Annotated in this window: 3 protein-coding genes and 2 pseudogenes; all 5 read left to right on the top strand. The window is 69.1% G+C overall.

The features are described 5' to 3' along the window. Positions 1 to 11 precede the first annotated feature (11 nt). Positions 12 to 2,828: pseudogene (locus AB0G02_RS20275) on the top strand (type I polyketide synthase); the annotation flags it as partial. 25 nt (positions 2,829 to 2,853) lie between these two features. Then, positions 2,854 to 3,810 (top strand): annotated as a pseudogene (locus tag AB0G02_RS20270) (KR domain-containing protein); the annotation flags it as partial. A gap of 108 nt (positions 3,811 to 3,918) precedes the next feature. Beyond that, on the top strand, positions 3,919 to 4,623 hold the full coding sequence (locus tag AB0G02_RS20265; protein ID WP_360796569.1) for a beta-ketoacyl reductase: 705 nt from the start codon (positions 3,919 to 3,921) through the stop codon (positions 4,621 to 4,623). Between the two features lie 10 nt (positions 4,624 to 4,633). Then, positions 4,634 to 9,982: a type I polyketide synthase gene (locus AB0G02_RS20260; protein ID WP_360796567.1), complete on the top strand. Its 5,349-nt coding sequence runs from the start codon at positions 4,634 to 4,636 to the stop codon at positions 9,980 to 9,982. A gap of 13 nt (positions 9,983 to 9,995) precedes the next feature. Beyond that, positions 9,996 to 10,211: polyketide synthase docking domain-containing protein (locus tag AB0G02_RS20255; RefSeq protein WP_360796564.1), on the top strand; the 216-nt coding region annotated here is incomplete at its 3' end.

Below are 10,211 nucleotides of genomic sequence, written 5' to 3'. Positions count from 1 at the left end.
GCTCGTCCTCGCTGGTCGCGGTCCACCTCGCCGCACAGGCGCTGCGCAACGGCGAGTGCACGCTCGCGCTGGCCGGCGGCGTGACCGTGATGGCGACGCCCGACCTGTTCGTGGAGTTCAGCCGGCAACGCGGCTTGGCGCCGGACGGCCGGTGCAAGCCCTTCGCCGCCGCGGCGGACGGCACCGGTTGGAGCGAGGGCACCGGGCTCGTGCTGCTCGAACGGCTCTCCGACGCACGGCGCAACGGACGCCGGGTCCTGGCAGTGGTGCGCGGAAGCGCGGTCAACCAGGACGGCCGCAGCAGCCAGCTGACCGCTCCGAACGGCCCGTCGCAGCAACGCGTGATCAGCCAGGCCCTTGCCGACGCCGACCTCTCCCCCGCCGACGTCGACGCCGTCGAAGCCCACGGCACCGGCACCACCCTGGGCGACCCGATCGAGGCCGGAGCGCTGCTCGCCACCTACGGGCAGAACCGCGACGTGCCGCTGTACCTCGGGTCGATCAAGTCCAACATCGGCCACACGCAGGCCGCCGCCGGCGTGGCGGGCATCATCAAGCTGGTCATGGCCATGCGGCGCGGCCTGCTGCCCAAGACCCTGCACGTCGACGCGCCGTCGCCGCACGTCGACTGGAATTCCGGCAACCTCGCCCTGCTCACCGAACCAGTGGATTGGCCCGAGCACGGCCGGCCGAGGCGAGCTGCCGTGTCGTCCTTCGGCATCAGCGGCACCAACGCCCACATCATCCTCGAACAAGCTGCACCGGCTGAACCGTCCACACCGGACTCCTCCTTGCCGTTGTTGTTGTCGGCCAAGACCGAATCGGCATTGCGCGATCAGGCCCGGAACCTGCACGCCTTCGTCACCGCCAACCCCGACATCGACCGCGTCGCAGTGGCCCACGCCCTCGCCGGCCGCACCCGGTTCCAACACCGAGCCGCCATCCTGGGCGACGAACTCACCGGCTTGGCAGCCTTGGCCGACGACAAGCCGGCACCCGACATCATCACCGGTCAGGCGACGGCATCCGGCAAGACCGTGTTCGTCTTCCCGGGCCAAGGCTCTCAATGGGTCGGCATGGGACGCGCGCTGCTCGACACCTCGCCCGTGTTCGCCGAACACATCCAAGCCTGCGCCGAAGCGCTGACCGCACACGTCGACTGGGACCTGCTCGACATCCTGCGCGGCGACGACGACACCTGGCTGGACCGGGTCGACATCGTGCAACCCGCCCTGTTCGCCACCATGGTCGCCCTCGCCCGCACCTGGCAACACCACGGCATCCACCCCGACGCCGTCATCGGACACTCCCAAGGCGAAATCGCCGCAGCCCACATCGCCGGAGCACTCACCCTCACCGACGCCACCACCATCAGCGCCCTCCGCAGCCAAGCCATCGCCACCCACCTCCGCGGCACCGGCACCATGGCCTCCATCGCACTACCCCCACACCAACTACAACCCCTACTCCACCACGACCTCCACATCGCCGCACACAACAGCCCCCACACCACCGTCATCGCAGGCAACACCCAAGCCGTACAACAACTCATCAACCACTGCCAAACCCAAGGCATCCGCGCCAAACCCATCCCAGTCGACTACGCCTCCCACACACCCCACATCGACACACTCCACCACCACATCCACACCACCCTCGCCCACATCACCCCCGCTCAAGCCGACATCCCCTTCTACTCCACCCTCACCGCCGCGCACATCCACGACACCACCCGACTCGACACCGACTACTGGTACCGAAACCTCCGCCACCCCGTCCACTTCCACCCCACACTCCAACAACTCCACAACGACGGACACACCACCTACATCGAAATCAGCCCCCACCCCGTCCTCACCACCGCAACACAGGAAACCCTCGACACCGCACTCGTCCTCCACACACTCCACCGCGACCACACCACCCTCCACACACCACTCGCCACCGCACACACCCACGGCCTCCCTACCCACTGGCACCCCACCACAACCACCCTCGACCTCCCCACCTACCCCTTCCAACACCACCACTACTGGCTACACGACACCGGGACCGCCGACCTGGGCACCGTCGGCCTCACCACACCTGACCACCCGCTCCTGGACGCGGCGGTCACGTCAGCCGAAGACGACTCCATCATCTACACCGGACGGCTGTCGCCCGTCGTGCAACCGTGGCTCGGAGATCACGCCGTCGCGGACACCGTGCTGTTGCCCGGGACCGCGTTCCTGGAACTGGCTCTGCACACGGCCGGGAACCTCGGCTACGAGCACATCGACGACCTGACGGTGCACACACCGCTCACCTTGGCCGAGGACGGCGATACCCGCCTCCAGGTCACGATCACCGAGCCCGACGAGGGCAATCGACGAACCATCGGCATCCACTCACGCCCGCACGACGCCGCCGAGTGGACTCGACACGCAACAGGAACGCTGAGCACCACCCACCACGACTACGTCCCCCGGCACGATGTATGGCCGCCGGCAGGAGCCACGCCACTGGACGTCGGCACCGTTTACGACGACCTGGCCGGCACCGGCTTGGACTACGGCCCGGTCTTCCAGGGCCTCCGAGCAGCCTGGCGAGACGGCGACGGCCTCTACGCCGACATCGCGCTACCCGACGACACCGACACCACCGGGTTCGACATCCACCCTGCGCTGCTGGACGCCGCCCTGCACGTCCTCGCGCTGACGGACGCCGACCGCCAGGTCCGGCTGCCGTTCGCCTGGACGGACGTCCACCTGCACGCCACGGACGCGAAGGCGCTCCGCGCGCACATCACGACAACAGACGACGACACGATCAGCGTCACTGCCATCGACACCGCCGGTCAGCCGGTGATCACCATTGGGTCGTTGGCGCTGCGCCCTGTGGACCCCACCCGGCTCGCCCCCTCGACGCACACCTTGTACGAGGTCACCTGGATGCCGCTGTCGACGACTCCGCGAGCGTCCGAGCCGGACTTCGAGGTGTTCCGGGTGCCGGACGAAAACCCCGTCCAAGCCACGCTCACACACCTCCAACACTGGCTCACCACCGACAACCCACGACACCTGGCCATCCTCACCCACAACGCCGTCGCAACCCACCCCGGCGAAGACATCCCCAACCTCGACACCGCCGCCGTCTGGGGACTCGTCCGCAGCGCCCAAGCCGAAAACCCCAACCGCATCACCCTCATCGACACCGACGACACCACCACCACCACAGACGACACCACCACGATCGGCACCGCCATCGCTACCCGCGAACCACAGATCGCCATCCGAACCAACACCCTCCACATCCCCCGCCTCACCAGGACCACCACCCCACCCGGAGACCAGCCCACCCTGGAACCCCGACGGAACCATCCTCATCACCGGCGGCACCGGCACCCTCGGCACCCTCATCACCCACCACCTCGTCAACCACCACCACGCACGCCACATCCTCCTCCTCAGCAGACAAGGACCCCACGCACCCAACGCACCCCAACTCCTCACCCTCAACGCCCACATCACCATCAAAACCTGCGACATCACCAACCCCGACCAACTCACCCAAACACTCCACGACATACCCCCAGACCACCCACTCACCGCCATCATCCACACCGCCGGCACACTCGCCGACGCCACCATCCCCACCCTCACCCCCCACCACCTCACCACCACCCACCAACCCAAAACCACCCCCGCACACCACCTCCACCACCACACCACCAACCTCGACGCCTTCATCCTCTTCTCCTCCGCAGCCGCAACACTCGGCACACCAGGACAAGCCAACTACGCCGCCGCCAACACCTACCTCGACGCCCTCGCACACCACCGCCACGCCCACAACCTCCCCGCCACCAGCATCGCCTGGGGATACTGGTCGCAGCGGAGCGGGATGACGGGGCACCTCGCGGACACCGACGTGAAACGCATGATCCGCAACGGTTTGACGCCGCTGGACACCGACCTGGCCCTGGCCCTGTTCGATGCCGCCGTCACGCAATCCCAGCCGGTGGTAGTGGCGGCCGGCATCGACAGCGCCCGCCTGCGCGACCAAGCCGACGCCGGGACCCTGCCGGCGGTGCTCCGGGGTCTGGTGCGGCAACGTCCGCGGAAGGCGGTGGCAGGCGGGGTGTCGTTGGCGGAACGGCTGGCGGCAGTGCCCGCCGAGGAACGAGGACAGGTCCTCGTCGACGTGGTGCGCTCCACCGTCGCCGCCGTGCTGGACCACCCCGCCGTAGACGGCGTCGAGGCCGAGCGGACGTTCAAGGAGCTCGGGTTCGACTCGCTCACCGCCGTCGAACTGCGCAACCGCCTCAACACCGCCACCGGCCTGCGCCTGCCCGCCACCCTCGTCTTCGACCACCCCACCCCGACGGCACTGGCGGCGCACCTGCTCCGCGTGCTCCAACCGGCCGCGGAGGACCTCGTCCTGTCCGCGCTGGACAAGTTGGAGCAGGAGCTCGGCGAGGTGGACGAGGCGGTGAACGCCGTGGTGGTCAACCGCCTGCAGGCGCTGCTGAAGACCATCGGCGGGGCGCGGGTCGACTCGGACGTCGATGTCGCGACCGCGATCCACACCGGAACCGTCGACGACGTCCTGGACTTCATCGACAACGAGCTGGGCATCTCCTGAGGAGCTGACGATGGCGGACCAAGGCAAGGTGGTCGAGTACCTCAGGAAGGTCACGGCCGAGCTGCACGAGACCCGGGGCCGGTTGCGGGAGGCGGAGTCCCGGGACCGCGAGCCGATCGCGATCATCGGCATGGCCTGCCGCTACCCGGGCGGGGTGCGGTCGCCGGAGGACCTGTGGCGGCTGCTCGAAGCCGGCACCGACGCCATCGGACCGTTCCCGGACAACCGGGGGTGGGACCTGGCGGACCTCTTCGACCCCGATCCCGACCGGTCGGGCAAGAGCTACGCGCGCGAAGGTGGGTTCCTCCACGACGCGGACGAGTTCGACGCGGCGTTCTTCGGCATGAGCCCCCGCGAGGCACTCGCCACCGACCCCCAGCAACGACTACTCCTCGAAACCGCCTGGGAAGCCGTCGAACGAGCCGGCATCGACCCATCGTCCTTGCGCGGCACCGACACCGGCGTGTTCGCGGGCGTGATCCCCCAGGGGTACGCGTCGGGGCTGTCGCGCGTGCCCGAGGGCGTCGAGGGGTACCTGGCGACCGGCACCACGACGAGCGTCGCCTCGGGCCGGATCTCCTACACGCTCGGGCTGGAAGGTCCGGCGATGACGGTGGACACGGCGTGCTCGTCCTCGCTGGTCGCGGTCCACCTCGCCGCACAGGCGCTGCGCAACGGCGAATGTTCGCTCGCGCTGGCCGGCGGCGTCACGGTCATGGCGACAGCAGGGCCGTTCACCGAGTTCAGCCGACAGCGCGGCCTGGCAGCCGACGGCCGGTGCAAGCCCTTCGCCGCGGCCGCCGACGGCACCGGGTGGGGCGAGGGCGCGGGCCTGTTCGTCCTGGAACGCCTCTCCGACGCGCAGCGCAACGGCCACCGCGTCCTCGCCGTGGTCCGCGGCAGCGCGGTCAACCAGGACGGTGCGTCCAACGGCCTCACCGCACCCAACGGCCCCTCCCAACAACGCGTCATCACCCAAGCACTGACCAACGCGGGCCTGTCACCCACCGACATCGACGCCGTCGAAGCCCACGGCACCGGAACCAGCCTGGGCGACCCCATCGAAGCCGGAGCCCTACTCGCCACCTACGGACAAAACCGCGACCGACCACTGTACCTAGGAGCGATCAAGTCCAACATCGGCCACACCCAAGCCGCCGCAGGCGTGGCAGGAATCATCAAGCTCGTCATGGCCATGCGGCACGGCCGACTGCCCAAGACCCTGCACATCGACGCGCCGTCACCGCACGTCGACTGGAACTCCGGCAACATCACCCTGCTCACCGAACCAGTGGACTGGACTGTGGACGGGCACCCGCGCCGGGCAGCGGTCTCCTCTTTCGGCATCAGCGGCACCAACGCACACACCATCCTCGAACAAGCCGCGCCAGCCGAAGTGTCCACATCAGACACTCACCTGCCGTTGCTGTTGTCCGCCAGAACCGAACCCGCACTACGCGACCAGGCCCGGAACCTGCACGCCTTCATCACCGCCAACCCGGACATCAACCACATCGCAGTGGCCCACGCCCTGGCCACCACACGCACCACCTTCGACCACCGCGCAGCGATCACCGGCGACACCACGGAAGAACTGCTCAACGGCTTGACCGCCCTGGCCAACGACCAACCACTGCCCACCGTGATAACCGGTCAAGCACGCCCCGGCAAACTCGCATTCCTGTTCAACGGCCAAGGCTCACAACACCCCGGCATGGGCAAAGAACTCCACCACAACAACCCCGTATTCGCCGCCGCCCTCGACGAAGTCTGCGAACACTTCAACACACACCTCGAACACCCACTACGCGACGTCATGTTCCACCATCCCGACCTGCTCAACCGAACCGAATACACCCAACCAGCCCTCTTCGCCCACCAAATCGCCCTCTACCGCCTGCTGCAACACCACGACATCCACCCCGACTACCTCGCCGGACACTCACTCGGAGAACTCACCGCAGCACACCTCGCCGGAATCCTCGACCTCACCGACGCCACCACACTCGTCGCCACACGAGCCCGACTCATGCAAACCGCCCCCACAGGCGGAACCATGATCGCCATCAACACCACCCAAGACCACATCCAGCCCCTACTCCGACCAGGCACCACAATCGCCGCCATCAACAGCCCAACCTCACTCGTCATCACCGGCGACCACGACACCACACACCACATCGCCAACACACTCGCCCAACACGGCCACAAAACCACCACCCTCAACGTCAGCCACGCCTTCCACTCACACCACATGGACCCCATCCTCGAACACTTCCACACCACCGCCGCCACACTCACCTACCACCCACCCACCATCCCCATCATCTCCAACCGCACCGGAACCATCGCCACACCGGACCAGCTGACAAACGCCCAGTACTGGACCGACCACATCCGCCACACCGTCCAATACCACACCACCATCCAAACCCTCGACAACGCAGGCGTCACCACCTACCTCGAAATCGGACCCACCACCACCCTCACACCACCCACCACACACACCACACCCCACACCGTCATCCCCACCCAACACCACACCACACCCCAAACCACCACCCTCACCACCGCACTCACACAACTCCACACCCACCACACCACCACAATCAACTGGCACCCCACACCCACCCACCACCACCTCCCCACCTACCCCTTCCAACACCACCACTACTGGCTCATCCCGAAGTCTGTGCCCACCGACGCGGCGGCCCTCGGCGTCGGGACGACGGGTCATCCGCTGCTCGGCGGCGTGGTCGAGCCGGCGGACGGTGACGGCCTGTTCCTCACCGGCCGGCTGTCGCTCCAGTCCCACCCGTGGCTAGCCGACCACGCGGTCATGGGAACCGTGCTGCTGCCCGGAACGGCGTTGGTCGATCTCGCCGTCCACGCAGGTGACCGCGTCGGTTGCGGTCGTGTCGAAGAGCTCACCCTCGAAGCGCCGCTCACGGTCCCGCAGCGGGGCACGGTCACCGTCCAGCTCTCCGTGGGCGCGGACGAGGCCGGACACCGCCGGGTCGCCGTCCACTCCCGAACGGACGATGCCGAGGAGTGGACGCGTCATGCCACCGGCCTGCTGGGTGAGACCACACGGCACAGCCCCGCCGGCAACGCGGAATGGCCTCCTGCGGCGACACCTCTCACCGCCGAGGACGCCTACGCGAGGTTCGCGGTGCTCGGTGTCGATCACGGTCAGACGTTCCGCGGGCTTCGGGCCGCGTGGCGGCACGGCGACCACGTCTACGCGGAGGTCGAGCTCCCCGACGGCACGGACACCGAAGGCTTCACCCTGCACCCCGCCCTGTTCGACGCCGCCCTGCACGCCCTCGCCCTCACCGACGAGGGCGACCAGCCGCGCCTGCCGTTCTCGTGGAAGGGCGTGAGCGTGCACGCCGGCAACGTGACCGCCCTGCACGTCCGACTCACCCGTTCCGGCGACGACGAAGTCTCGATCGACGCTTTCGACACCGGCGGCAACCGGGTGGCGACGGTCGACTCGTTGGTGGTTCGACCGGTCTCACCGGACCGGTTGGCCGGTGCAACGCACCGCGACTCCCTGTTCGCCCCGGTGTGGCGGTCCGTGCGGGTGACGCCGACCCACACGCCGGTGAACTGGGCGGTCGTCGGCACCTCTCCGCTCGGAGACCTGCCGCTGTACTCCGACCTGGCCCAGCTCAACGGCGACCGTCCCGACGTCGTGCTAGTCCCCCTCGATCCTGCGGCGGTCGATCCGAGCACCGGTGCTCACCACGCCGTCCAGCGCGCCCTGACGCTGGCACGGGAGTGGGTGGCCGACGAGCGGTTCAGCACGGCCCGCCTCGCCGTGGTGACCCGCGGAGCCGTGGCAGTCCGTCCGAGTGACGACGTGGACCCGGCGATGGCGGCCGCATGGGGTTTGATCCGGTCGGCCCAGTCGGAACACCCCGACCGGTTCGTGCTGCTGGACGTGGACGACACATCCGCGCACGCCGTGGTGGACGCCCTGGCCACCGACGAGCCGCAACTCGCCGTGCGCGACGGCCAGGTCCACGCGGCCCGACTGGCACGGGTGGAACCGACGGATCCGAATCCCAGGTCGACAGCCGAAGGCACCGTGCTGGTCACCGGTGCGACCGGTGCGCTCGGTGGGCTGGTCGCGCGTCACCTGGTGCTCCGGCACGGTGTTCGGCGGCTTCTGCTGGTGGGTCGCTGGCCGGAGCGCGCGTCCGGCCTGGCTGACGAGTTGACCGCGCTCGGTGCGCACGCGGACGTCGTGGCGTGTGACGTCACCGATCGGGACGCGCTGGAGGGAGTGCTGGCCGGGATCCCTGTCGAGGCGCCGCTCAGCGCGGTCGTCCACGCCGCCGGTGTGCTCGACGACGGCGTCCTCACCGGCCTCACGCCGGAACAGGTGGACGCCGTGCTGCGGCCGAAGGTGGACGCGGCGTGGCACCTGCACGAGCTGACCCGGCACCTGGACCTGTCCGCGTTCGTCCTGTTCTCCTCGGCCGCCGGCCTCACCGGCAGCCCGGGGCAGGCGAACTACGCGGCGGCCAACGCGTTCCTCGACGCCCTCGCCCAACACCGCCGGGCCAACGGCCTGCCGGCGACCTCCCTGGCCTGGGGTCTGTGGGACGGCTCAGGCGTCACGGGCGGCCTGCTGAACCGGGCCGACCTCGCGCGATGGGCACGTGGCGGCATCACCCCCATGTCCCCGGAGTACGGCCTGGCGCTGTTCGACGCCGCGTTGCGCCGCGACGAGGCGATCGTGGTGGCGACCAGCCTGGACACCAGGGCCGCGCGCGACGCGGGCACGGCCCTGTTCCGCGACCTGGTCGGCCGGGACCACCGGAGCACGGTCGTCCGCTCGACAGCGGAATCGCTGGCCCGACGGGTAGCCGGGCTGCCGCAGCCGGAGCGGGACGCGGTGCTGCTCGACCTGGTCCGAGGTGAGGCTGGCACCGTCCTCGGCTACGGCGCGGCGGAGCAGGTCGAGCCCGACCGGGCGTTCAAGGAGCTGGGGTTCGACTCGCTCACCGCCGTCGAACTGCGCAACCGGCTGATGGCGGCCACCGGCCTGCGCCTGCCGGCCGCGCTGGTCTTCGACCACCCCACACCCGCCGCGCTGGCCGAGTACCTGGGCGCGGAGATCACGCCGTCCGAGGCGGACCCGGCCCGACGGGTGCTGGCCGACCTCGACGGTCTCGCGGCGGCGCTCGACGTGCTCGACGCGGACGACGGGGACCGGGCTCTGATCGCCGCCCGGTTGCGGACCCTGACCCGTGCCTGGTCGGACGCCGGTGACCCGGAGGAGGACCTGGACTCCGCCACCGACGAGGAGCTCTTCACGGCCCTCGACAGCGAACTCGGAATTTCCTGAGAAGAGAGTGGACATGGGCAACGAGGAAAGGCTCCGGGACTACCTCAAGCGGGCGACCGCGGACCTGCGCCAGGTCCGACGGCGGCTCGAAGAGGTCGAGGCACGGGACCAGGAGCCGATCGCGATCGTGGGCATGGCGTGCCGGTTCCCCGGCGGCGTCGGCTCGCCGGAGGACCTGTGGGACCTGGTGGCCCCGGGCACCGACGCGATCACCGGGGTCCCCACCGAC

Source organism: Actinosynnema sp. NPDC023658 (assembly GCF_040639995.1).
GTDB lineage: Bacteria > Actinomycetota > Actinomycetes > Mycobacteriales > Pseudonocardiaceae > Actinosynnema.
Note: the sequence above shows the minus strand (reverse complement) of the source record. Positions and strands in the feature narration are given on the sequence as shown.

What these genes read in the sequence shown, in the direction of transcription:
- AB0G02_RS20265 (WP_360796569.1), top strand. Translation starts at nt 3,919, where the DNA reads ATGATCCGCAACGGTTTGACGCCGCTGGACACCGACCTGGCCCTGGCC.
- AB0G02_RS20260 (WP_360796567.1), top strand. Translation starts at nt 4,634, where the DNA reads ATGGCGGACCAAGGCAAGGTGGTCGAGTACCTCAGGAAGGTCACGGCC.